At 39.9% G+C, this 25,325-nt stretch carries 24 protein-coding genes; 9 read left to right on the top strand and 15 right to left on the bottom strand.

The genetic code is table 11. The features are described from left to right. Window positions 1–39: 39 nt before the first annotated feature. Window positions 40–747 carry a 5'-methylthioadenosine/S-adenosylhomocysteine nucleosidase gene (gene mtnN, locus L641_RS0104500; RefSeq protein ID WP_016900621.1) on the top strand — a complete coding sequence of 236 codons (708 nt, stop codon included), beginning with the start codon at window positions 40–42 and terminating at the stop codon, window positions 745–747. Continuing rightward, window positions 748–1,710 (top strand): cobalamin biosynthesis protein, encoded by a 963-nt coding sequence (locus L641_RS0104495; protein ID WP_024601256.1) that lies wholly within the window; start codon window positions 748–750, stop codon window positions 1,708–1,710. A gap of 39 nt (window positions 1,711–1,749) precedes the next feature. On the opposite strand, the gene tyrS is transcribed toward L641_RS0104495, so the two are convergent. Then, window positions 1,750–2,949 (bottom strand): tyrosine--tRNA ligase, encoded by a 1,200-nt coding sequence (gene tyrS, locus L641_RS0104490; RefSeq protein ID WP_013464134.1) that lies wholly within the window; start codon window positions 2,947–2,949, stop codon window positions 1,750–1,752. 491 nt (window positions 2,950–3,440) lie between these two features. Between tyrS and L641_RS0104485 the strand changes: the two genes are divergently transcribed. Next, window positions 3,441–4,754 (top strand): peptidoglycan DD-metalloendopeptidase family protein, encoded by a 1,314-nt coding sequence (locus tag L641_RS0104485; RefSeq protein ID WP_013464133.1) that lies wholly within the window; start codon window positions 3,441–3,443, stop codon window positions 4,752–4,754. A gap of 81 nt (window positions 4,755–4,835) precedes the next feature. Here L641_RS0104485 and L641_RS23350 read toward each other — a convergent pair whose 3' ends face one another. From L641_RS23350 to L641_RS0104460, 5 genes are all read right to left on the bottom strand, one after another. Further along, window positions 4,836–5,012, bottom strand: coding sequence for a hypothetical protein (locus L641_RS23350; RefSeq protein ID WP_013464132.1), 177 nt, complete (start codon window positions 5,010–5,012; stop codon window positions 4,836–4,838). A 56-nt stretch (window positions 5,013–5,068) separates the two neighbouring features. Further along, window positions 5,069–6,040, bottom strand: a complete 972-nt coding sequence (locus tag L641_RS0104475) for an aldo/keto reductase (RefSeq protein WP_016900618.1) — start codon at window positions 6,038–6,040, stop codon at window positions 5,069–5,071. A gap of 136 nt (window positions 6,041–6,176) precedes the next feature. Then, window positions 6,177–7,307: a sodium ion-translocating decarboxylase subunit beta gene (locus tag L641_RS0104470; protein WP_013464130.1), complete on the bottom strand. Its 1,131-nt coding sequence runs from the start codon at window positions 7,305–7,307 to the stop codon at window positions 6,177–6,179. Window positions 7,308–7,321: 14 nt separating this feature from the next. Beyond that, on the bottom strand, window positions 7,322–9,103 hold the full coding sequence (gene oadA, locus L641_RS0104465; RefSeq protein ID WP_016900617.1) for a sodium-extruding oxaloacetate decarboxylase subunit alpha: 1,782 nt from the start codon (window positions 9,101–9,103) through the stop codon (window positions 7,322–7,324). 12 nt (window positions 9,104–9,115) lie between these two features. Further along, the gene (locus L641_RS0104460; protein WP_013464128.1) at window positions 9,116–9,361 is read right to left on the bottom strand and encodes an OadG family transporter subunit; all 246 of its coding nucleotides are present in this window, start codon (window positions 9,359–9,361) and stop codon (window positions 9,116–9,118) included. Window positions 9,362–9,882: 521 nt separating this feature from the next. Between L641_RS0104460 and L641_RS22810 the strand changes: the two genes are divergently transcribed. From L641_RS22810 to L641_RS0104445, 3 genes are all read left to right on the top strand, one after another. Then, on the top strand, window positions 9,883–10,056 hold the full coding sequence (locus L641_RS22810) for a DUF1328 family protein (RefSeq protein ID WP_002961939.1): 174 nt from the start codon (window positions 9,883–9,885) through the stop codon (window positions 10,054–10,056). Window positions 10,057–10,103: 47 nt separating this feature from the next. Then, the gene (locus tag L641_RS0104450) at window positions 10,104–10,295 is read left to right on the top strand and encodes a hypothetical protein (protein WP_013464127.1); all 192 of its coding nucleotides are present in this window, start codon (window positions 10,104–10,106) and stop codon (window positions 10,293–10,295) included. A 170-nt stretch (window positions 10,296–10,465) separates the two neighbouring features. Continuing rightward, on the top strand, window positions 10,466–10,933 hold the full coding sequence (locus L641_RS0104445; RefSeq protein WP_008115132.1) for a YcxB family protein: 468 nt from the start codon (window positions 10,466–10,468) through the stop codon (window positions 10,931–10,933). A 55-nt stretch (window positions 10,934–10,988) separates the two neighbouring features. Here the strand turns inward: L641_RS0104445 and csrA are convergent, their stop codons facing one another. The 6 genes from csrA to ribA form a co-directional block, all read right to left on the bottom strand. Next, a complete protein-coding gene (csrA, locus tag L641_RS0104440; RefSeq protein ID WP_004587515.1) occupies window positions 10,989–11,180 on the bottom strand; it encodes a carbon storage regulator CsrA in 192 nt (63 codons plus the stop codon). Between the two features lie 90 nt (window positions 11,181–11,270). Further along, window positions 11,271–12,488 carry an aspartate kinase gene (locus tag L641_RS0104435; RefSeq protein ID WP_024601255.1) on the bottom strand — a complete coding sequence of 406 codons (1,218 nt, stop codon included), beginning with the start codon at window positions 12,486–12,488 and terminating at the stop codon, window positions 11,271–11,273. 6 nt (window positions 12,489–12,494) lie between these two features. Beyond that, window positions 12,495–15,095, bottom strand: a complete 2,601-nt coding sequence (gene alaS / locus L641_RS0104430) for an alanine--tRNA ligase (RefSeq protein ID WP_024601254.1) — start codon at window positions 15,093–15,095, stop codon at window positions 12,495–12,497. Window positions 15,096–15,114: 19 nt separating this feature from the next. Continuing rightward, window positions 15,115–15,567 (bottom strand): regulatory protein RecX, encoded by a 453-nt coding sequence (locus L641_RS0104425; RefSeq protein ID WP_024601253.1) that lies wholly within the window; start codon window positions 15,565–15,567, stop codon window positions 15,115–15,117. Continuing rightward, on the bottom strand, window positions 15,567–16,355 hold the full coding sequence (locus L641_RS0104420) for a BPSS1780 family membrane protein (RefSeq protein WP_008465956.1): 789 nt from the start codon (window positions 16,353–16,355) through the stop codon (window positions 15,567–15,569). The genes L641_RS0104425 and L641_RS0104420 overlap by 1 nt, the downstream gene beginning before the upstream one ends. 400 nt (window positions 16,356–16,755) lie before the next feature. Next, window positions 16,756–17,379, bottom strand: coding sequence for a GTP cyclohydrolase II (ribA, locus tag L641_RS0104415; protein WP_008465954.1), 624 nt, complete (start codon window positions 17,377–17,379; stop codon window positions 16,756–16,758). 232 nt (window positions 17,380–17,611) lie between these two features. Here ribA and L641_RS0104410 point away from each other — a divergent pair, with 232 nt between their 5' ends. Further along, window positions 17,612–18,709: a TonB family protein gene (locus L641_RS0104410; protein WP_024601252.1), complete on the top strand. Its 1,098-nt coding sequence runs from the start codon at window positions 17,612–17,614 to the stop codon at window positions 18,707–18,709. Between the two features lie 40 nt (window positions 18,710–18,749). Here the strand turns inward: L641_RS0104410 and L641_RS0104405 are convergent, their stop codons facing one another. Genes L641_RS0104405 through L641_RS0104395 form a run of 3 tightly spaced genes read right to left on the bottom strand, consistent with a single transcriptional unit; the run spans window position 18,750 to window position 20,418 of the window. Then, window positions 18,750–19,202, bottom strand: coding sequence for a low molecular weight protein-tyrosine-phosphatase (locus L641_RS0104405; protein WP_024601251.1), 453 nt, complete (start codon window positions 19,200–19,202; stop codon window positions 18,750–18,752). 40 nt (window positions 19,203–19,242) lie between these two features. Continuing rightward, entirely contained in the window at window positions 19,243–19,896 is a 654-nt protein-coding gene (locus L641_RS0104400) for a glutathione S-transferase family protein (RefSeq protein ID WP_024601250.1), read from the bottom strand. 15 nt (window positions 19,897–19,911) lie between these two features. After that, complete coding sequence (locus L641_RS0104395; protein ID WP_008115114.1) at window positions 19,912–20,418, bottom strand: DUF3087 domain-containing protein; 507 nt, start codon at window positions 20,416–20,418, stop codon at window positions 19,912–19,914. 214 nt (window positions 20,419–20,632) lie between these two features. Here L641_RS0104395 and L641_RS0104390 point away from each other — a divergent pair, with 214 nt between their 5' ends. Together L641_RS0104390 and L641_RS0104385 are read left to right on the top strand one after the other, a co-directional pair. After that, window positions 20,633–21,790, top strand: a complete 1,158-nt coding sequence (locus L641_RS0104390) for a hypothetical protein (RefSeq protein ID WP_024601249.1) — start codon at window positions 20,633–20,635, stop codon at window positions 21,788–21,790. A 252-nt stretch (window positions 21,791–22,042) separates the two neighbouring features. After that, window positions 22,043–25,291 (top strand): methyl-accepting chemotaxis protein, encoded by a 3,249-nt coding sequence (locus L641_RS0104385; protein WP_024601248.1) that lies wholly within the window; start codon window positions 22,043–22,045, stop codon window positions 25,289–25,291. The last annotated feature ends 34 nt before the right edge of the window (window positions 25,292–25,325 follow it).

The following is a 25,325-nucleotide window of genomic DNA, read 5'->3' as shown; positions in this document are numbered from 1 at the left end:
CAGTATAATCACCGTATTCAAACTCAGGAATTTAACACTATGAATGTTGGTATTATTGGCGCAATGGAGCCAGAAGTTAAAATTTTGCGCGAGGCGATGCAAAATCCACAAGTTTTAACCAAGGCTGGTTTTACTTTTTACACAGGCGAGCTTGCAGGCAATACCGTCACTTTAGTGCAATCAGGTATAGGTAAAGTCGCTTCGACAATCGCAACCACATTACTTATCGATAACTTCAATCCAGATTGTGTTATTAACACTGGCTCTGCCGGTGGATTCGACCCATCACTAAACGTTGGCGATGTAGTAATTTCATCTGAAGTACGTCATCACGATGTTGATGTAACAGCGTTTGGTTACGAAATTGGCCAAGTACCACAAATGCCAGCAGGTTTTACTGCTCACCCTAAACTTGTAGAAGCAGCCGAGCAAACAATTGCACAAATTAGTGAAGTAAAAACCCTTGTTGGTTTAATTTGCACTGGCGACTCGTTTATGTGCGACCCTGTTCGTATTGAAAAAGCACGCAGTGACTTCCCTACAATGCTAGCAGTAGAGATGGAAGGTGCATCAATTGCGCAAACGTGTTTTGCACTTAATACACCATTTGTTGTTATTCGCTCAATGTCTGATATTGCAGGCAAAGAGTCGCCGCAATCATTTGAAGAATACTTAGAAACAGCCTCTATAAATTCATCAAAAATGGTCGTAGCTTTACTTGAGAAATTAACGGCGGTTACGCTGTAAATGCTCAATAATATTGTTCAAAATCATTTGGACTTTATTGTATTTATTTGTGCGCTCCTTGCTGAGCGCTTTTTACCTTTAGTAAGTTGGTATCACCCTAACCACATACTCTCTGCTATTTTTAGCGCTATAAGCCAGCGTATTTATAAAAAAACAGACACCAAGCAATATCATTATTTAGCAGCCTCAATGGCAAGTACGCTTATACTTAGTACTGTGCTTATTATTGTAGTTTTACTGCTTCAGCTTGCCTTTTACCCCGAGCTGTTATCAGGTCTTATTTTATATTTATGCCTAGAAAACAGTAGCCTGAATAAAAAAGCGATACGCATAGCTAGGCTAGTCAAAAAAAATCAAAAATCGACAGCACGCGAATTATTAAAGCCACTAGTAGCCCGTGAAGTTAATGCACTTTCAAGCCCCGGGATCATTAAAGCCATTATGGAAAGTGTCATACTTAGAACGGCGCGTCATTACTTTGTGGTAATTTTCATATTTTTAGTATTGGGCCCCGTCGCCGCTCTCGCCTATCGTTTAATCACTTTAATTCAACAGGCGTGGCGAAGTGATATAGCCCCAAACAGCTCTTTTTTGATGCCGCTTAAACTGGTTCTTTTTATTGTTGAGTACATTCCCATACGTTTACTCGCGCTGACAATTGCCTCACTAAAGGCCAGTAAAAAAAGCATGCATTATATTAAGCATTATGGCCGACACTTCTATCAAACCAATACAGGCTGGTTACTTAGTGTGTGCTCTGCATCTTTGGGGGTACAACTTGGTGGGCCTGCTATTTATAATACACAGCGTTTTAATAAAATGCGTGTCGGTGTAGAGCGTCTTCCCAACGCCGATGACATACCACAACTACTCAATACACTTAACCAAACTCGCTTTTTTTGGCTTCTGATTATTATTAGCGTTGAAATTATTAAGGCTGTTCTCGTTTTTAAGTTCGCATAAAAAAACCAGCCGTAGCTGGTTTTTATAATGTCCGCAGTTTTAAGCTACGGTGATATTTGCAAATTTGCGTTTACCTACTTGGTAAATAGCCGTTGTGCCTTTTACAATTTCCAATTTGGTATCTGTAATTTTGTCTTCGCCGTTTAGCTTTACAGCACCTTGTTTGATCATCCTCATGGCTTCTGAGGTACTCGCCACTAAGCCCGCTTCTTTAAGTAAGTTAGCGATTAAAATTGACTCTTCATCAATATTAACTGTCAGCTCAGGGATTTCATCTGGCAAGGCTTTTTTCTGAAAACGCTGGATGAAGTCATCATGAGCAGCTTGCGCATCAGCTTCACTGTGAAAACGCGCAATTAGCTCTTTAGCTAATTCAATTTTAATATCGCGCGGGTTAGTACCCTGCTCTACACGCTGTTTTTGCGCTGCAATTTGCTCGATAGAAAGGCTACTTAACAAATCGTAGTAACGCCACATAAGTACGTCACTAATTGACATGATTTTACCGAACATATCTGAAGGCGTATCAGTAATACCAATATAATTACCGAGTGACTTCGACATTTTCTGAACGCCGTCAGTTCCCTCAAGTAAAGGCATCATTAATACTGTTTGTGGTTTTTGACCTTCATCTTTTTGCAGCTCACGACCCATTAATAGGTTAAAACGCTGATCGGTGCCGCCTAGCTCAACATCTGACTCTAATGCGACTGAATCCCAGCCTTGCACCAGTGGATACAAAAACTCATGAATCGCAATCGATTGACCGCCAGCATAGCGCTTTTTAAAATCATCACGCTCAAGCATACGCGCCACAGTTTGACGCGCGGCTAATTTTATCATCCCCGCAGCGCCTAATTTCTCCATCCATGTAGAGTTAAAAGCGACGGTTGTTTTAGCCGGGTCTAAAATTTTGAACACCTGCTCTTTATAGGTTTCGGCGTTGGCAAGCACGTCATCACGTGTAAGTGGTTTACGGGTCACATTTTTGCCCGTTGGATCGCCAATCATACCGGTAAAATCACCAATTAAAAAAATAACCTCATGACCTAAATCTTGAAAGGTTTTCATTTTATTAATGAGTACAGTGTGACCTAGGTGTAAATCTGGAGCCGTAGGATCAAAACCAGCTTTAATTTTTAGCTTTTTCCCCGACTTTAATTTTTCAACCAACTCATCTTCAATTAATATCTCTTCTGCACCGCGTTTTATCTCTGCTAGAGCGGTTTGTAAATCCACTGTGTGTTACTCCAAAAAATTCTGACAACGAAGGGGGTGTAATATGCTCACGGTTTATTGCTAGCGCGTTATCACAAAGCAAATAAAACTATTTAGCTAACATAACAAATTTCCACCTAATTAGAACAACTTTTTTAACTAATCGCAGCACCAACTAAAATGCAGGGTGTACGTTCTAAAAGGGGATATAAACGAGCGATTAATAATACGCCAAAAGTGTTTATCACAAACTAAAAACAGTTTACAAATTAATCACTTCTCGTAATTAAACCGTTTTATAAGCTAATTTAACATTATGATGAAAAAGCAAAGTATCCAAGAATATAAAATAGTGTAACAGTTCAACTTTAAACACAAACAGCCTGAATACCCTATGATTTTAGCCTAATTTAACTCGAGTTTAAATCTACAAAATACTAGTATTCACAGATTATTCGTTATATCCTGCAATATAACCTATTTATTATCTTGACAGCAGAAAAAGGCACGTTATGGTTCACGTGGTTAACACGCTCCCCAAAAAACACAAAATGCTTATTCTAGGTTTGGTTTCTGCTATTGTTGCCTTAGCCTTTCTTCCTTCTGAAAAAGCCACTGCATCCAAAGACAATAGTGAAAACACACTAGAAATTGGTAAGCGCTATGAATTACAAATTAAAGTAGGTGAGAACGAAAAACTCACTGACCTTAATTCAGAGCAGGCAGCACAAAAACTTCCAGAATATGATTTTGTCGATCACCAAGTTAAAAATGGTGACAACTTAGCGATTATTTTTAAGCGTGCCGGTTTTTCTGCGCAAACGCTGCATAAACTTGTAAACACCAACGCTGAAACACGTAAGCTAACTAAAATTCACCCAGGTGAAACGTTAAGCTTTGCTACCGCCGAAGACGGTTCATTAGCTCAATTACGCTACGTTATTTCTAAAACGGATACGCTATTCGTCACACTTAATGACGAAGGCCAATACGACACCTCAATTGACAGCAAAGAAATAGAAACACTGAGCAAAACAGCCGGTGGGGAAATTTCAAGTAGCTTTTGGACCTCTGCAATTGCAGCAGGTTTAAGTGAACGCCAAATCATGAACTTTGCCGATATATTTGGTTGGGACGTCGATTTTGCTAACGACATTCGCAAGGGTGATGAATTTGGCTTAATTTATGAGTCTCATTTTGTTGACGGTGAGTTTATTGGCACCGGTAAAATTATTGCCGCTGAATTTATAAACCAAGGTGAGCGTTACACCGCTATTCGTCACACAGACGGTAACTTTTACACCCCTGAAGGCCGTAGTATGAAAAAAGCCTTTTTGCGTGCGCCTGTTAATTTCAAATATATTAGTTCAAGCTTTAACCCTCGCCGCCTACACCCTGTTACAGGACAAGTGAAAGCACATCGCGGCATTGATTACGCTGCACGCACAGGCACGCCAGTTGTATCATCGGGTAATGGTAAAGTAATTAAAGCAGGCTATAGCAAATATAATGGTAATTACGTATTTATTAGCCATGGTACTCAATATGTTACTAAGTACTTACACCTTAACAAGCGCTTAGTCAGAACAGGGCAAAAGGTAAAACAGGGAGAAAAAATAGGTACTGTTGGCTCAACTGGTCGTGTAACCGGTGCGCATTTACATTATGAGTTTTTGGTTAACGGCGTTCACCGTAACCCTAAAACCGTAAAACTACCTAAGTCTGAACCATTACCTCGTTCAGAGCTTGCTAAATTTAAGCCTATTGCTGATAACTTTATCGCGCAACTAGAGCGTAATCGTGAGCTACAACTAGCACTTAGATAACCACTTCACTGATTAAATAAAAAAGCCTTTGTTGGGGTTACCCGCAAAGGCTTTTTTGTGTGTGATATTTAAGTTTCAATCTTAATTTACAAGTACATAAATTAGCTGCACAACCAAAGATATCATGACTAATGGCCAAATATACTTGCTGTATTTGGTAGCACCCTCTAGCCCCATTTTACTTTGGTACTTTTCTAGCAAAGGAATAATGATCACCAAAGCAATCACTAAGCTAATTAAAATGACAAATATATTCATATCAACACCTTTGTATTATACCAATTCGTTTAAATAATATTGAAACGGGTATTAACTTACGGCAAAGCGCAGCCTTTCGCGCTAATATATAACTCATACCAATGCTCTCGACTTAAGTTAATATTAATTGCATCACTCGATGCCTTAATACGATCTACATTAGTTGTGCCTATAATTGGCTGAATCGATGCAGGATGGCGAAGTAGCCATGCCAATACAATAGCTTCTGCACTTGTGCCATATAAAACGGCAAGCTTACTAACTAAAATACTCGTGTTTACATCCGCTTGTGACGCTTTTGATAGGTCACCGCCTGAGTATAAACCTTGGCACAAACTGCCCCAACTCTGAATTTGAATGTCATGCTCACGACAATACTCAACACACCCTGGGGTAAAGTTAATATCTTTACCATCGGCATTACCTACATAAATGCCCTCATCAACCCACTGATGTTTTTGTAAACTGGCCTCTATTTGATTTGCCACAATTGGCATATCTAAAGCGCGCTGCAAAAACCTTATTTGATGTTGAGACATATTAGAAACTGCAAAATGACGCACTTTGCCACTTTCTTTTAAACAGCTAAATATTTGCGCAACTTCCTCCACCTCCATTAATGGATCGGGGCGATGCAACATAAGCACATCTAAGTAGTCGGTATTTAATCGTTTAAGTGAGCCCTCAACAGAACGCTCAATCCAATCAGCAGAAAAATCATAACGCTGCGGGTTTTTCTCATCAGCAAAGCGAATACCACACTTAGACTGAATATACATTTGTTCTCTGAGCTCAGGACGCTCAGCCAACGCTTTACCAAAAACGTGCTCAGCTTTGCCTAAGGTATAAATATCAGCGTGATCAAAAAAGTTAATCCCGCTTTCAAATGCTGCGTCTATGCATGAATGAGCTTGCTTTAAGTGCCCACTGTTGATGGCGTCTTTATTCCAAGCACCTCCTAAACCCATACAACCAAATACAAGCTTACTAACCTTGGGTAAATATTTTGCCAGCGGAGTGTGTAACATTTGACAGCCCTTTTAAAAAATGAAGAGTGATTACTTTAAACAAAAAACCCTATACAAGAAACCGCTTAATCTAAAACATTAAATTTTAGGCAAAAAAAAGCGCAGTAAACTGCGCTAATGGTTGGATTAAATATTACTAGCCAACAAGTGCTAATAAAATACCTGCAGCAACAGCACTTCCCAGTACGCCAGCTACATTAGGCCCCATGGCATGCATCAGTAAAAAGTTGTGCGGGTTATTTTCAAGACCGACTTTATTAACTACACGAGCCGCCATAGGAACAGCCGATACACCCGCTGCACCAATTAATGGATTAATTGGGGTTTTTGAAATTTTATTTAAGCCTTTTGCCATAAATACACCTGAGGCCGTACCAATAGCAAACGCCATTGCGCCCAGCACTAAAATACCAATGGTTTCCACTGTTAAGAACTGCTCGGCAGCAAGCTTAGAGCCTACCGCTAGTCCTAGAAATATGGTGGTTATATTAATAATTTCGTTTTGAGCACTGTTACTTAGCCTATCGACCACACCCGACTCACGCATTAAGTTACCTAAACAAAACATACCAACCAGTGGAATGGCGGCTGGTAAAAAGAGCGCAGTTAAAGTGAGTACCATCAGCGGAAAAATAATTTTTTCCTTTTTTGATACTTTACGCAGTTCTGGCATTTGAATTTTACGTTCTTCAGGCGTTGTAAACGCACGCATGATAGGCGGCTGAATAATAGGAACCAACGCCATGTACGAGTACGCAGCCACTGCTATAGCACCTAATAAATCAGGTGCCAGCTTTGACGCTAAAAAGATAGCGGTTGGCCCATCAGCGCCACCAATAATGGCAATTGCTGACGCATCTTGTAAACTAAACTCAAACCCTGGAATAAAGTTAAGTAAAATAGCCCCAAATAAGGTAGCAAAAATACCAAACTGCGCCGCAGCACCTAATAACAACATACGCGGATTTGCAATTAAGGCACTAAAGTCAGTGAGCGCGCCCACTCCCATAAATATTAATAACGGAAAAATTCCGGTATCAATACCTACATAGTAAACATAATAAAGTAAGCCACCAGGGTCAGATAAGCCCGCCACAGGAATATTAGTTAAAATAGCCCCAAAACCAATGGGCAGTAATAGTAGCGGCTCAAAGTTTTTAACTATAGCTAAAAATAATAACAAACAACCAACGGCAATCATGATCAGCCCAGGAAATGTAAAGTTAGCAATGCCTGTGGCATGCCAGAGGTTTAAAATACCATCCATCCTCTAATTACTCCTTAAGCTAATGCAATCATTGCATCGCCGGTTGACACTGAATCACCTTCAGAGACAAGCACGTCTGCAATTGTACCGGTATGCATGGCGCGTACTTCGGTTTCCATTTTCATGGCTTCCATAATAATCACCACATCACCTTCATTTACTACCTGACCTGGCTTTACTTTAATTTTAAAGATATTACCGGCAAGTGGCGCATTAAGAGTTTCACCTGAAGCAACTGATGCCGACTGTGGAATATGCTCAGAGTCTTTTAGCGTCACCTCTTTAAGCTCACCGCCTTGAGCAACCACGACATCGTATACTTTGCCATCTACTTTAACGCTGTATTGCTCAGCCTTAACGCCTTTATTGTTTGCCGCTGATTTTTCAGGTGCTTTATTGGAGCTATCATCAGCGCTAGGAACAGGTTCAAATGCGTCAGGGTTATTGCGGTTTTTAATAAACTTCAAACCAATTTGTGGGAATAAGGCATACGTGAGCACATCATCAATTTGCTCATCAGCAAGCGTTAAGCCTTGCTCTTGCGCAAGTTTACTTAATTCAGCCTCAAGCGTTTCAAGTTCAGGTTTGATCACATCTGCAGGGCGACAGGTAATTGCTTCGCTGCCATCAAGTACACGCTCTTGAAGCTCTTTATTCATTGGTGCAGGTGTTGAACCATACTCACCTTTTAATACGCCAGCAGTTTCTTTGGTAATGGTTTTATAACGCTCACCAGTGAGTACATTTAATACCGCTTGAGTACCAACAATTTGTGAGGTAGGTGTAACGAGTGGAATAAAGCCTAAATCTTCACGTACTCGTGGAATTTCAAGTAATACTTCGTTTAGTTTATCAGCAGCGCCTTGCTCTTTAAGCTGATTTTCCATGTTAGTTAACATACCACCTGGCACTTGGGCTAATAAAATTCGGCCATCAACACCTTTTAAACTGCCTTCAAACGCAGCGTACTTTTTACGTACGTCTCTAAAGTAAGCTGCAATTTCTTCAAGGTGGTTTAAATCAAGCCCAGTATCACGCTCAGTACCTTCCACGATTGCAGCAATTGTTTCAGTTGCTGAATGACCATAAGTCATACTCATAGACGATACAGCCGTATCGAGCATATCAATACCGGCATCAATCGCTTTTTGATACGTTGCGGTACTTAAACCCGTTGTTGCATGACATTGCATGGCAATAGGAATTGAAACCGTTTCTTTTAAGCCTTTAATCAGTTTTTCTGCATCGTAAGGCTTAAGCAATCCCGCCATATCTTTAATACAAATTGAATGACAACCTAATTCTTCAAGCTGCTTAGCAAGTGTTAGCCACATATCCAATGTGTGTACTGGGCTTACCGTGTAAGAAATCGTACCTTGGGCATGCGCGCCTACTTTAACCGCCGCTTTTATGGCAGTTTCTAAGTTACGTACATCATTCATGGCATCAAAAATACGAAATACGTCTACGCCATTTTTGTGTGCGCGCTCAACAAACTTTTCAACAACATCATCAGCATAATGGCGATACCCCAATAAGTTTTGACCGCGAAGTAACATTTGCTGGGGTGTATTTGGCATCGCCTTTTTAAGCGCGCGAATACGCTCCCACGGATCTTCGCCTAAATAACGAATACATGAGTCAAAGGTAGCCCCACCCCAAGACTCTATAGACCAATAACCTGCGTCATCAATTTTTTTTGCAATAGGTAACATGTCGTCTAATCGCATGCGGGTAGCTAAAAGCGACTGATGTGCGTCTCGAAGTACGAGTTCTGTTATTTTTAATTTAGCCATGGGTATGCTCCTCTAATTATTATTTGTTTTGTACTGAGCAATGGCAGCACTAATTGCAGCGATGTGCTCATTTGGCACACCTTGAGATTTAAAAGATGGTGTTCTCTGTGATACTTCAAGTTCTGGCTGAGAAAATTTGCTAGCCAGCTTAGACATAACTGTCACTGCACCAATCAATAAAGAAAGAAATACAAACACACCCACCATACCGGTTAGCATTAAATTGCCTGCAGTTGTGAGCAAAGCCCCTATATCCATAATTCTCCCCTGTTCAAAACTGAATACATAAAAAGTCGATTTATTTAAATAAATATTCACCAATAGTAACAAAAACTATTCTTTTGTCTACACATTGTAAATTGGTAAAACCAATTAATCTAAAAGTAACATATCACCAATAAGGTTAACACCACCTAAAATAGCTTATTTAACCTATATATATAGATGTTAAAAATGTTCGTTATAAACAAAGAATATATAAAAACCCTAATATTCTGTAAAAATACATAAAAATATACCTAATGAGCTAATCCACTAAAAACTGCCAAAGCAAATGTTAATTGGTCTTACCAAAATAACGAATGTAAAAACTATTTATTATCTCATCAGACACCACTGTGAATAAGTTACAGATAAAACCGTAAAAATTACCAACCTAATATAAAGCCAAACTCAAAAAATAAATTAAACCATTGATTTAAAACAAAATAAAACATTGGCATATTACTCGCTTATATAAAAACAACACTTTAACACTTAGATGAATCAAGGAGATGACAATGTTACGCTGGACAATTACATTTTTGGTGATCGCACTAATCGCAGCCGTTTTAGGATTTGGTGGTATTGCAGGAGCCGCAGCAGGAATTGCTAAGATCATATTTTTTATCTTTTTAGTTTTACTGGTTATTTCACTTGTCTCTGGCGCTTTACGTGGTAAAAGCCCCAGGTAGATAAGAAACAACGAACTTTTTTAAATTTATATACAAGGAATTACATTATGAAATCATCAACACTTAAAGCAGCAGCTATTGGCCTATTCGCAAGTGCATTTATTATGGGTTGTGAAGACAATCATGCAGAAGAAGCCGGTGAACGCATCGACGAGGCCGTGACAGATGTTCAAAATAAAGTAGAAGATGCCTGTGAAGAAGTAAAAGAAGGTGTCAACGCTGAAGAAACAAATTGCTAATTCAGCCCCCTTTTTAAAAAGCGACCATTCGGTCGCTTTTTTTGTGTTTAGTATTAGTCGCCAAGTTGCTACCCATTAATTATAAACTCTGAACTATTAATTCTTTTTAAGCTGCGCATTTACCACATAGCTTGCTAAAATGATAAAAAATAGCTTTTAAGTATAGATGCATGGTATTTACGACAACCTATAAACTCGATAAACCTTACTTTTATGAATGCTTCGACCAATCGCTGCCTTATAGTAAACGCGCGCAACCTAAATATTTTTTATTAGCACTGCTTGTTGTATTGGGATTATTTGGTATTTATGGTTTAGGAGATCATTACCTAGGTACATTTTTGCTGATGCTAGCCCTACTCGAATGCATCGCCTTTTACTATCGCCGCCCATGGTGGGTTACCAGGCAAATGCTAAGCAGAGCGTCTGGTTCTGAAGTCACTCTCACCTTCGACGAAGACGGAATAAAATCAACCAATCATTACAAAAATTACCAGTTAGCTTGGCACGACATTAACGAAATTATTACTACAGATTGTGGACTATTGTTAAAAAGTAAAAGCGGTATGCAATACATTTCTAAGGCAATACTCGACGAAGAAACGATTGATTTTATAAACAAAAAAGCCACTCAATGAGTGGCTTTTACAAATGTCATAGTTATATTAACTAGCACATTTTATACTATGTTGATTAAGCATTGCCCGGGTTAGGGTTAGACTTTTCAGCTTGTATGCGCATGTAAATTTCTTCACGATGAACTGATACGTCTTTAGGTGCGTTAACACCGATACGAACTTGATTTCCTTTAACACCTAGAACTGTAACGGTTACTTCGTCACCAATCATAAGGGTCTCGCCTACTCTACGAGTTAGTATTAGCATTCTCTTGCTCCCATGTTCCAATAAAATTATAAGATTCCGCACAAACATTTTAATTAAAATTAGACTAAAAAGTAAGTAAAAACTCTCAATCTATTCATTTTCTGTTAAAAATGTCTTATGTAATGCACGAACAGCCAGCTCTAGGTATTTTTCATCTATTAAAACTGAAATTTTGATCTCTGAGGTGGCAACAAGCATCACATCAATGTTTTCTTGTGCTAACGAATCAAAAAATAAACTCGCTACCCCGGAATGAGATTTCATCCCCATACCCACCGCTGACACTTTCGCCACATTGGTCAATCCGTCAATTGCCTGTGCGTCAAATTGCTGTTGCTCAGCCGTTAACAAATCAAGTGCGTTTAAGTAATCATTTAAATGCACAGTAAAAGCATAGTCGACTTTTTCAACTTTATGATTAATTTGATTAATCATATCTATTTCGATGCCATTATCAGCAAAAAGTTTCAAAACTTTTGCAAGATGTTTGGTGCCTTGCGGCATTCCATGCACCTTAATTAAGCACTCATCTCGATTAAATGCAATACCCGACACAACGTTACTCGCCACGTCGCTCTCCTCAAAACTAATTAACGTGCCTTCATCGGGTTTAAAGCTAGATAACACCCGCAGAGGGACATTGTGTTTACCAGCAGATTCTACAGAGCGAATATGTAACACTTTAGCGCCTAAACTTGCCAGCTCAAGCATTTCAGCAAAGGTAACATGACTTAAACGTCGTGCGTTAGGTTCCACACGCGGGTCTGTAGTATATACGCCATCAACATCGGTATAGATCTGACACTCATCGGCTTTTATTGCACCAGCAATTTCAACCGCTGAGGTATCGGTGCCACCACGGCCAAGCGTGGTCACGTTGCCCTCAATATCGCGCCCCTGAAAGCCGGCAATAATAGCAATACGGTTATGTTCAAGTTCATGTTTTAAACGCGTTGCCGCAACTTCTTCTACACGGGCTTTACCGAACATGTTATCGGTTAATATATTCACTTGATCGGCTAGTAAGCTTACCGCTGAATGGCCGCGTTTAATAATGGCCATCGCTAATAAAGCGATAGAGACTTGTTCACCGGTACTCAGTAATACATCGAGTTCACGACTACTCGGGCGAGAGTCGATTTGTTTGGCAAGATTAATTAAGCGATTGGTTTCTCCCGACATTGCCGAAAGCACCACCACCACTTGGTGGCCTTGTTGCTTGGTTTTAACAACAAGGTCGGCGACCGCTTCAATACGCTCTATTGAGCCTACCGAAGTGCCGCCAAATTTTTGAACTATAAGTGCCACTTAAGCTTAAGTACGCTCAGTTAACCAAGCTGTTACGCTATCAAGTGCTGCAGTTAAATTTTGTGGCTCAGAACCACCCGCTTGCGCCATATCTGGACGACCGCCGCCTTTACCACCGACTTGGCCTGCCATGTGATTAACTAACTCACCCGCTTTTACTTTGCCAGTTAAGTCTTTAGTTACACCCGCAATTAGGCTTACTTTGTCGCCGCTGGCAACACCTAAGGCAATAACACCTGAGCCAATTTTATTTTTAAGGTCATCAACCATACCGCGAAGCGCTTTTGATTCTGTGCCCTCAACGTTGGCCACTAACAATTTAACCCCGTTAATTTCAACCACTGAATCAAGTAACGATGCACCTGCCGCACTGGCTAGTTTATCGTTAAGCTGGGCAACTTGTTTTTCAAGCCCTTTCGACTTTTCAAGCAAGGCAGTTACTTTTTCAAGCACTGACGCATTGTCACCTTTTACAAGCGCTGCAACATCAGCTAATTGTTGCTCTTGCTCGCTTACAAAAGCAATTGCCTCTGCACCTGTTACCGCTTCAATTCGACGAACACCAGCAGCAATACCGCTTTCAGATACAATTTTGAATAAACCAATGTCACCCGCACGCTCTACGTGTGTACCACCACAAAGCTCGATTGAGTAATCACCAATAGTCACAACGCGTACTTCGTCATCGTACTTTTCGCCAAACAGTGCCATTGCACCTTTTGCTTTAGCATCATCAATTGCCATTAGCTCAGTGTTAAGAGCAAAGTTACGACGAATTTCGTCATTCACTACGCGCTCAATTTCGCGCAGTTCTTGTTTGGTCACCGCTTCAAAATGTGAGAAGTCAAAACGCAGACGATCTGGCTGCACAAGTGAGCCTTTTTGCGATACGTGCTCACCTAAAAGCTGACGCAGTGCTTCATGCAAAATATGCGTAGCGGTGTGATTTTTCTTAATGCTGTCACGGCGCGCATCGTCAATAGTTGCATCCACTTTATCGTTAACGCCAATACGCCCTTGAACTGTTCCATGGTGAGCAAAAGCATTACCCAGTTTAGTGGTATTAGTCACCACAAACTCACCGCCGGCTACTGTGATTGTTCCGCTATCACCAATTTGGCCGCCTGATTCAGCGTAAAACGGAGTACGGTCTAAAACAATAATACCTTGTTGACCATCTTCAAGTAATGATACAGCTTCGCCACCAGCAAAAATTTCTACCACTGTGCCACTGTAATGAGTGCTATCGTAGCCTTTAAAGTCAGTGTGCTTGTCTGATTTTAATTGGTCATTGTAATCAGCCCCAAACTTACCCGCTTGTTGCGCAGTTTTACGTTGTACTGCCATGCATGCTTCAAAACCTTGATGGTCAATCGTCATCTGGCGCTCACGCGCAACATCGGCTGTTAAATCAGCAGGGAAACCATAGGTATCGTAAAGCTTAAATACTAAGTCACCCGGGATCACATCCCCGGTTAAATCACTTAAGCTTTCTTCTAAAATAGCTAAACCACGCTCAAGCGTTTTACCAAACTGCTCTTCTTCAATACGTAGTACTTTTTCAATAATTTCTTGTTGCTTAGCAAGCTCTGGGTACGCTTGACCCATTTGCTCAATAAGTGCAGCAACCAATTTATAGAAAAACGCGCCTTTAGCACCTAACTTATTACCGTGACGTACTGCACGACGAATAATACGACGCAATACATAACCACGGCCTTCATTTGATGGCATAACCCCATCTGAAATTAAAAATGCACACGAACGAATATGATCGGCTACCACGCGAAGTGATTTATCATCCATATCTTGTGCATTGGTAACGCTTGCAGCGGCCGCAATTAAGCCTTGGAATAAGTCGATTTCGTAGTTTGAATGCACACCTTGTAAAATAGCTGAAATACGCTCAAGGCCCATACCTGTATCAACAGATTGCTTAGGAAGTGGCTCCATAGTCCCGTCGCTTTGACGGTTGTATTGCATAAATACTAAGTTCCAAATTTCAATGAAACGGTCACCATCTTCTTCAGGTGTGCCCGGAGGACCGCCCCAAATATGCTCGCCATGATCATAAAATATTTCAGAACATGGACCACAAGGACCCGTATCACCCATAGACCAAAAGTTATCGCTCGTTGCAATACGAATAATACGATCTTCAGGTAAGCCTATATCGTTAGCCCAGTAGCCAAAGGCTTCTTCGTCATCATGGTAAATGGTTACTAACAGCTTTTCTTTTGGTAGTTTTACAACCTCAGTTAAAAACTCCCACGCAAATTTAATTGCATCTTGCTTAAAGTAATCACCAAAGCTGAAATTACCTAGCATTTCAAAAAAGGTATGGTGACGTGCTGTGTAACCTACGTTTTCTAAATCGTTATGTTTACCACCAGCACGCACACAACGCTGCGAACTGGTTGCGCGTGTGTAAGGGCGGCTTTCAGCGCCTAAAAATACATCTTTAAATTGCACCATACCGGCATTATTAAATAACAACGTGGCATCGTTACCCGGTATAAGCGAACTAGAAGGAACAACTTGGTGTTGCTTGCTGGCAAAAAAGTCTAAAAACTGTTGCCTAATTTGTGCGGTAGTCATGTGCTGCATGTGAAAGTCTCACCTGTATTTACTGTGCTTGCATTGCAAAATTTATTTGATCATAGCTAAATCCTCGATACATTAAGTAGCGCACGCGCTTAGCTTTTTCTTTGTACTCGAGGTTTGCCGGTGTCGTTGAATATTTTTTGTTGTACGCTTCCTGCGCGAGCTCAAACCAATCTATTTCCAGCTCTTCAATCACTGTTTCAAGCAGTGCTCTATCAATCCCTTTGCTCATGGCCTCACTTTGAATTCGCTTTAAGCCATGGCATTTAAATATGTGCTTTCTTACAAACCCTTCACAGTAACGCTGCTCGTTAATAAAATTGTGCTTTTCGCACCAATCAAGCAGGTTTTCTATGAACTCGTCGGTTGCTTCTCTTTGCTGTAACTTTTGGGTTAACTCTCGGCGCGAATACTCTTGCCTTCCTAGTAACCAAAGCACATAGTTTTTTAACTTTTGTTTTAACGTATCATCCATTAAGCGTCAAAGCGCCCGCTTTGCTCGCTACTTAAAGGCTTAATGTTACTGTCATCACTTGGTGGCACAACGGGCATAAAAATAGCCTGATAAGAAACAAAGAAACTAATGTAGCAAATTGGCATTAAAATCAACAGCGGTAGTAGCGATAAGAACATCGACACCACAATTAATAATGCGCAAATAATACCATAAACACTCAGTGGTAAAATATTATAATAAAACACCATAAACGAACTTTTTAAGGCATTTAAAATACGTTGTTCTTTATTAAAGTAAACCAGCGGTACCGCATAGGCAAACGAAGTAAAGTATATCGACAGCGCAATTAAAAACAGTGCCACATTGGCAAACGAAATACTCTCAAGCATTTGGCTAATTGCTGTATTAGGATCTAAGTCAGGCTGCGTCATAACCGCCATCGCATCGGCAAATAAACCATTGGCGAGCAGCGCAATTAAAATACCGGCACCCATTTGATAAAGCGCTAAGCGGAATAAGCCTAACCGATTTCCTTTTGCTGAAAAGGGCTTCAAAATGTCGGCTAACATAATTTTTCCGCCTTGCTGCTTGGTAAGCACGGCTTGATAAAAACCAGCGGTTAAAAATGGTGTAGCCAATGCTGCGACTATTTGTAATAACGGCAAAAATAAAGACAACAAGCCAACAATGCCAATAAACAAGTGCATAAAGATAAAGGTTAATGGCTGAGTTTTAAAAATTAGCCAACCCGCTTTAAACCATTTTAATGCCGCATCCGCTTTAAAAATTCGTAATTGTGTAGACATACTTGCTCTTAATTAAAACAAAACACGCCGAGTATAACTCGGCGTTGGTTGGTATTACATAGGTGGCGGCGATAAATGCCGTTAATATTAGGGTCTGTTGCCCTTTACGGATTAAAATTTGTTCAAACTAGGGGCGATTTAATCGCGGCGCGAGGTTTGTAACCTAGTGGGCTAAGTCAAAACCGAGCAAAGCTTCCGCGTCCTGCTCACGCCCCTTACCTACATCCATGTAGGCAACAAAGAGTAAATCGCCCCTAGGCAGAACCCTTCGGGCAGCGCCTGTTTGGCATTGATGCTGCGTTATCGCCTATTTATGGGGAATAACCACACCACATAGGCTCTGCCTTGCCTAAATACCAAACAGACTGCTGCAAATTTAACCTTGAAAGGTCAACAGACCCTAAGGTTTTTTAATTTTCTTAATATCTAGCATATGAGAGCCATGCTTAATTTTAGTCTCTAAATACGCCTTGTTACCTGAAAGCCCAGCTTTAATGTGTGCATGAGTGCCCACAACAGAGTCCACCTCTATGCCAGCATCTTTTAATGCGTTAAGCTTTTTAGGATTGTTAGTCATTAATTTTACATGCTTTAAATTAAGCGCATTGAGCATTAATACAGCATCCGAAAAATCACGTAAATCATCAGCAAAGCCCAAATGATTGTTGGCCTCGTAAGTGTTCATACCTTGTGACTGCAGTACATACGCATCAATTTTATTATATAAACCAATACCACGCCCTTCTTGGCGTAAATAAAGTAAAATACCGCCTTGTTCGTGCATCATTTCAATACACTCATTTAACTGCTCACCGCAATCACAACGTGACGAGTGAAACACATCACCGGTTAAGCATTCAGAGTGCATACGAATAAGCGGAACATCTTGCTCGGTATCGGCGTTTTTAAACACTAACGCAACATGCTCTTGGCCATCTTTTAAGCCACTAAAGGAAATAATTTCTGCAGGAATATCACTATTTTTGCCAACATTAAGCTGGACTCTTGCTCTTACTTGCGCCACGACCAATCCAAATATTAAAAAACTACGACACGATAAAGTGATAATATCACAAAATAGGTTAAATACACCGTAGTACAAGACTGTTTATGGCAAATATATGGCGACGATAGCGACTATTTTCAATCTTAAACCGCAAATATATTACTAGCGAGCGTTTACCTTGATTTACCTAAAGTGATGACATATACATAAGGATTTGCTAATTTGTTATCGACAAATAATAGGGATCATTATGAAATTAAACAAACTTGCATTACTGATGGGCTTAGGTTTATCTGTATTGAGCACCACGTCATTTGCCGAACAAACAAATAACGCTCAAGCCGTTTTCAACGACGCGTATCAAAATTACTTAAATGCGATTAAAACCAAAGAAAATGTGCAACAAGCCGCGGAGCAGGCTTACACATTAGGTAAAACTGTTTACGGTGAAAATGCTGATAACACCGCAAACTTAGCGATTAACTATGCAAAATCAATTAATCGATACGGTAAACAGTGGATTGAAAAGCGTTTTTCGCTCTATCAACAAGCCTATACTATTTTAGCTACTAACCATGGTAAGCAATCGCCTGAAACCATTGATGCTTTAGTCGGTATGGCTAGTTTTGCCCCTTCTGCTCAAAAAGCGGATTATTATTTAGAGCAAGTGATAGCAATCGCAAACACACAAAACAACCCTAAGTTTGTGGCTGATATGAAACTAGAAGCGGCAACCATACTAGCTAATAAATTCAGCTATGAAAAATACCGAGAAGCTAAAAACTACCTAGAAGAAGCCGATGAGTATTATCTGGCTAACTTACCTAAAAACTCAGTTGAACAAATAAAAGCTGATTTTTTAATGGCGTCATTTGCGGAAGGTCGAAAAAGATACGATCAAGCAATAGAACGACTTAACCGTGTAGTAAATGTGTTTGATGAAAGCTTAAGTTACGATCACAACGCCGAGCTTACCGCACACTCAAGATTGATTGGCTTGTATGAAAAACAAGGCAAAAGTGATGAAGCCACCAAACACTGCATCGCGATTGCTAAAATGGTGCCGTGGAAAGAAAGCCAAGAGCAAAAGCCGCTATACCGCGTTAACCCTAAATACCCTAAAAACAAGGCGCGATTTAGTAAAGATGGCAGTGTAGTTATGGAGTTTGAAGTAGATGAGTCTGGCTTTGTAAAAAATCCGCAAGTAATTAGTTCTGAAGGTGGCGTGGCCTTTGAAAAATCGGCAGTAGAAGCATTAGCGCAATGGCGTTATGCACCTAAGTTTGAACATGGAAAAGCGGTTGCAGCAACTTCCAAAGTACAGCTCGACTTTAAAGTAAACCGTTAATAACATACCAAAGGCGCTTTAAGCGCCTTTTTAGTTTATTCTACTTTAACTTAGCTAAAATGTTATCGCTGGCGGCCTCTATTAAATCAAGTACCTTTTCAAAGCCATCATCACCGCCATAGTAAGGGTCCGGAATAGCGCTTTGTGCTTGCTCGCCATACTCTAAAAATAACGCCAACTTATATTGCAAATGATCGGGGCAGCGTGCGGTTAGATCCGTCAGGTTTTGTTTATCGGCTGCTAAAATTAAATCAAACTCGCTAAAATCACTACTGCGCACCTTGCGTGAAAAAATACCTTTAAAACTATAACCACGTTTCTCGCCAGCTTGCATAGAGCGTTTATCTGGCGGATTACCTTCATGATGACCAATAGTCCCAGCCGAGTCCACTAGCAAATCAATGCCTAACTCTTTAGCGCGAGCTATTAATACCGCCTCTGCGGTAGGTGAACGACATATATTTCCCAAACACACTATCAGTACTTTTTTCACTTATAGCTCCTAAGCTTTTGCAAAAAATCAGTAATAAACATTATTTTAATGAGGCTAATATTTTTTGCTCGCCCTCAAGCATGCTCTGCATAGCGGTGCCCTGTTTTACCCGACTATGCAAAGCAGCAAGCTTAGGCCAGCGCGACTCATCAAGTTGCTCACCACCATGCTCCATATTCATTAACTGGCAGCTCACAGCAATGTCGGCAAGGGTTAAGCTCTCGCCAACAAAAAACTCGTTATCCCCTAAATAATCTTCTAAATAATCAAATAAAGGCGGTAGTTTTTCATTTAATGCACTTTGCACTAAGGCTTCATCGGTTGGCTTTTGCATTGTGGGGGCAATAATACGTTGCTGAAACACCGTAAATGTTGCAAAAGGAGCCAGCTCGTAATCTGCGTATTTTTCTAACCAGCGAACGGCTGCACGTTGCTCTATAGTATCACCGATTAAAGACGCTGAATTAGGGTATTTTTCATCAAGATATTGGCAGATAACGCTAGAATCCGCCAAACTTAACTCGTCGTCTTTTAGCGCCGGAATTCGCCCTAGAGGGTTCAGTTCTAAAAACCAATCAGGTTGATTAAACGGCGAGACTATTTCGAGTTTATAGTCGAGTTGTTTATGCGCTAAACATACACGCACTTTACGTACATAGGGAGAAAGCGGGACACCATAGAGAATTATGCTCATTGTGATTCCTATAAATTAAAACTGCTTTAAAATTGCGTCATCGTAGTCATCGGCATTAAGAGTTAAATTATATTTAGCCGCAACGCTATCTAACTCGGCTTGTTTAATCGCTAAATCATCCATGGTGATGGTGTTATCGTCAAGCTGCCATAACAAGCGTGAACCTGCATAACTATAGTGAATGGCTAATAGCGCATCAGGATTACCTTCACGTCCCGCCGCTTTAAGCTTTGCCATCTTGCGGGTAATTTTATTAAGCGCTTGTTTGAGCTCCCATACATACACCACCTCGGTCATAAAAGGATGTGTACGGTATTTATTTAACAACCAGCCAATACCAATACTAGTAACAATAACGCCTAATAAGTTCCAATGAAAATGACTACCACTTTCATCGGGAAATAATGCAATAAGCGTTTGTGAAATAGCTAAACTACCAATCGCTAAGCTTGCGGCACAACCGACTATAACGCGGTTTAAATGTTTACGATAACGAGCTTTATCTATTTGAATAAGTTGCATAGTTGCCTAAAATTAAAAAACTAAAAAATACACAGCCACCATTGTAGCTAAACCCACCACAGAGTTTCGACTCTTTTTAATAAAATACCCGTAGTTTTTGATTTAACGCCGGTTTTATACTTCTTGCAACATAAAACCAACCAACGATTTTATTTGCACCCACTTATTAGGCATAGGATAGTAGACAACAAATACGACTCAGTTTAGGACCATCATGATAAAAACACTGATTGCTGCAAGCTTAATTTTTTCTTCTTCTAATGCGTTAGCTAATTTAAACACACCGCTAACCCCAGAAGAATTGCGAATTGAAAAAGCCAGCCAAGCGATGCCTAGCGTGCTAAGCGCTTTTGCCAGCGAAGTTAATCAATTTGAGCAGCAATTCAAGTCACTCTCAAGCTATGCACAAGCCGTAGATGCCGTTAATGACTACTCAAAACGATTATGGTTTAGTGCAAAAAAACGCATCGCTACAACGCAAAACTTAGATGATCGCGCACTTTACTGGGCTCGCTTACAATCAAGCAAAATTATTCGCACCACAAAGCCTGCATTTTCGCTGAGCGCCGCGCAGCAAACAGTGTTATTAACACTTCTAGAGAATGGCAGCCGAGGCCGCACCGATCTTAGCTACTCACAAAACACCTCTAAAAAAATATTATTAACTGGATTTGACCCGTTTTTACTTGATAGAAATATAAACCAAAGCAACCCATCGGGTGTTGCAGCACTACTTCTTGATGGCCAAGTCATTAACTATAAAGGTATTAGTGCAGAAATAAACACAGTGATGGTGCCTGTGCGTTATGAAGACTTTGATCACGGTATTATAGAATCCTTACTTGCCCCTTATTACGCACTTAATAATGTTGATATGGTGGTTACCGTTAGCATGGGTAGTAAAGACTTTGACCTTGAGCGCTTTCCAGGCAAGCGCCGCAGTGTAACAGCGCCCGACAACGCCAATGTAGTGTATGGAGGCAGTAAAACAGCGCCGCTCATTCCAAGCTTGAACGACCGCCCATTACCAGGTACTGAGTTTGTAGAATTTAGCTTACCCGTTAGCGCTATGTTAAGCGCAAAAGGCCCTTTTGCGATTAATGATAATCATCATGTTATTACCCTCAAAAAAGACTTTGAGCCTAGCAGTTTTGACGAATTAAAAGAGGCAACTGCAGTACATGGCGGTGGCGGTGGTTACCTGTCTAACGAAATTTCGTATCGCAGTATTCGGCTGCGAAATCAGCTAAATTCAGATATTCCGACAGGACATATTCACACCCCACGAATTGCTCAGTTTGAACCCGAAACTGAAGCTAAAATAGTAAAGCAAATTCAAACTATGTTAGAGCGCAGTTTAGTAGCACTCTAACATCGTTTGCTTTTTCAACTTCAACGTTAGAACGACTATTAATTAATAAACGTAGGAGCACTTAAATGCTTCTACGTTTTTTTGCTTTAAACCGCTAAAAAAGCATGCTGAAATTACATTAAAATTGAAAGCGCTCTGTATCAATCTCGGCTATTTTATAATAAAAACTCATTACTTTAATTATTAACTAGATCTTCACAAATTGTGTTCTATGCTCATTTGAGGTACAAACCTTATTACAGGGACATAGTAATGCTCACAATTAACCACTTTTTTAATTCATTAAACTTAACAAAAAAACTTATCTCCGCCTTTTTAGTTGTTGCCCTAGTGCCAATAACAATAATTATTATTGTCGCAATTAATACAGCTTCAAACTCGATGACAGAACAGGTTTATTCGCGTTTAGACGCTGTGAGTAAAGTAAAACAAAGCGCTGTTAAACGCTATTTTAACAACATTGAAAAAAAGCTTAATGCGCTGCAAGCAAATCCAGAAATGGCCAATATTGCGACAAAGTTTATAGATGGATTTAATAATACCTCCCCTTCAACCTCATCAGAGTCTCTAAATCGCTTTTATAAAGAGTCTTTTGCTCCAAAATTTAAACAGCTAAACCCAACTGATACAGTTTCTTCATCTCTATTAAAGCAAATGAATCCAAAAAGTATTGAGCTGCAATCTCGTTATCTAGCTAATAACCCAAACCCAATCGGTGAAAAACAAAAACTAACCACCACAGAGCAATCAGACAGTTACGAGCAAGCGCACCGCCAATATCACCCTTATCTACGCGATATGACTAATATAAATAAGTTCTACGATATTTTCATTATCGACCCAGCAAATGGCAATATTGTTTACTCTGTTTATAAAGAAGTAGACTTTGCAACATCGCTGCAAACAGGCCCCTACGCTAAAAGTAATTTAGCGAACCTATTTAGACAATTAAAAGACAGCAGCAACCCACAAAAAATTGCTTTTGCAGATTATAAACAGTACTCCCCTTCATATAATGCCCCTGCAAGCTTTATAGGAAAGCCTATTGTTGTTGATGGTAAAACGGTTGCTATTTTAGCTGCCCAATTATCGATTGAAGATATTAATTCAATTATGAAAGAACGTGACGGGTTGGGCGAAAGCGGAGAAACCTACCTTGTTGGCCCTGAAGGGTTAATGCGCTCTGACTCTTATATTGATCCGAAAAATCACTCTGTAGAAAGCTCGTTTAGAAACCCAAATAAAGGCACTGTGAATACCTTATCTGTAATCAAAGCACTAAAAAATGAAAAAGGGCAGCATGTTATAAATGACTATAACAATGAAATGGTGCTCTCTGCATTTGCACCTGTAAATGTATTTAATGTTCGCTGGGCACTCATAGCAGAAATGGACGAACAAGAAGCTTTTGAGTCAATAACGACTCTTTCCCAACTACTCATTGTGATACTTTTTGTCACTATTTTTATTGTTACTATTGCCGCATATTGGTTTGCGCGAACACTCACGAAGCCAATACATGCATTGGCTGATACGATGAAAAAAGTGGAGCAACAAGGTGACTTTTCATTACGAGCAACTGTCTATTCAAGCGATGAAATAGGCGTTAGCACTCAAGCATTTAACACTCTTCTTGATGCTCTACAGTTATCTATTAGTGAAACAAATCGCGTTATGAACCAAATGGCTGCGGGTAAATTTGATCAACGTATTGAAGCACCATGTCGAGGAGAGTTAGCTACGTTAAAACAAGCAACCAACGATTGCGCAAGTTCACTAAACGGGGCAATAAACGAATTAAATAACATTGCGATTGCTATGGCTGACGGTCAATTTGATATTCAAATTAATGTCTCAATGTCAGGTGAATTAGGCACCTTAAAAAGTAATATTAACCAATCGCTTTCCTCAATAAACAACACAATGAATAGTATCGTAGATATTATGGCTAACGTAGAGCAAGGTAACTTTAAAGAGCAAATTACCTATCCAGCTAAAGGAAAACTTGCCCAGCTAAAAGACAGCGTGAATAACTCAGTGAATAGCTTAAGTATTGCCATAGATGGTATTAGTGACGTTATGAGTGCATTACGACAGGGCCAGTTTTCAGCGCAATTAGATGCTCCCTTAGCTGGACAGCTTGATATCTTAAAACAAGATATTAATTCCAGTATGGCTAATTTAAATAATGTAATGAATGAAATAGGTGAAGTCATGTCCTTTGTTAGTAAAGGTGACTTTAAAAAAATGATTAAAGGTGAAGCCAGCGGTCAACTTGAGCAGTTAAAAAGTAACATCAATACATCAATTACTGCTATTGATAATGCTCTAACTGAAATTTCATCAGTCATGCTAGCAATTAGTCAGGGGCGCTTTGATCATACTATTTCATCGACTATGACAGGCCAGCTAAATAGTTTAAAAACAGATATAAACCACTCGGTAACAAACCTTGAACATGTCATAAATGATCTTAATCAAGTAATGGCTGCAATGGCAAATGGCGATTTTTCTCATCAATTAAAACAACCATTGCAAGGCCAATTGGAAGATTTAAAAAATAATGTTAATGAGTCTACCTCATTAGTTTCATTAGCTATAAATGAAGTAAGTAGCGTTTTGTCAAACTTAGCTAAAGGTGACCTTACCAAAAATATAGAGGGGCAATATCAAGGCGTATTCAATACCCTTAAAAGCGACACCAACGCGACCATTGAGAAATTAACTAATGTCATTCAAGAAATTCAAGTATCAGCTGGCCAGGTTATGCAAAATGCAGGTGAAATAGCTTCAAGTAATACTGAAATAAGTAAACGCACAGAAGAGCAAGCAGCCAACCTTGAAGAGGCAAGCTCAAGTACTGAGCAAATGCTAGATGAGCTAACTAAAGTATCTGAACAATCAAAAAGTGCCGTGGCATTGGCAAGCAATGCAGAGCAAATTGCTGAAGAAGGAAACCAATTATCAATACAGACTGTTAGCGCGATTGATGAAGTAAATGAAGCCAGTAAAGACATTAACGAAATACTTTCGGTTATTGACAACCTCGCTTTTCAAACTAACTTGCTATCACTTAATGCCGCCGTAGAAGCAGCTAGGGCTGGCGACCACGGAAGAGGCTTTGCTGTAGTAGCTAATGAAGTCGGTGATTTAGCGGGGCGTAGTGCTAAATCAGCAAAGCAAATAAAAAGTATTATTGTAAACAGTAATCAAAAAATAGCACTTGGAACTGAATTAGCCGACACCTCAGGGAAAAAACTAAAACACATAATGCAAGCTGTTAGCGATGTTAATAAAAATATAATACATATAGCGCACTCAACCTCCGCACAAGAGCAAGCAATTAAAGAGGTTAATCTTGTTGTACAACGGTTAACGGGGCTAACTCAGGCTAACTCAGCGATTACAGAAGAAACAATGGCGGCGGCACGTCAAATGGCAGAACAAGCTACCGAGATGAGAGTACAACTTAATTACTTTCATCTAGAAAAAGAGCAATAATAACCTAAAGGCGCTGCTAGTGATTCTGCTAACG

The organism is Pseudoalteromonas sp. TB41, from assembly GCF_000497975.1.
In the GTDB taxonomy this organism is placed as follows: Bacteria; Pseudomonadota; Gammaproteobacteria; order Enterobacterales; family Alteromonadaceae; genus Pseudoalteromonas; species Pseudoalteromonas tetraodonis.
This window is presented reverse-complemented; position numbering and strand designations above follow the sequence as displayed.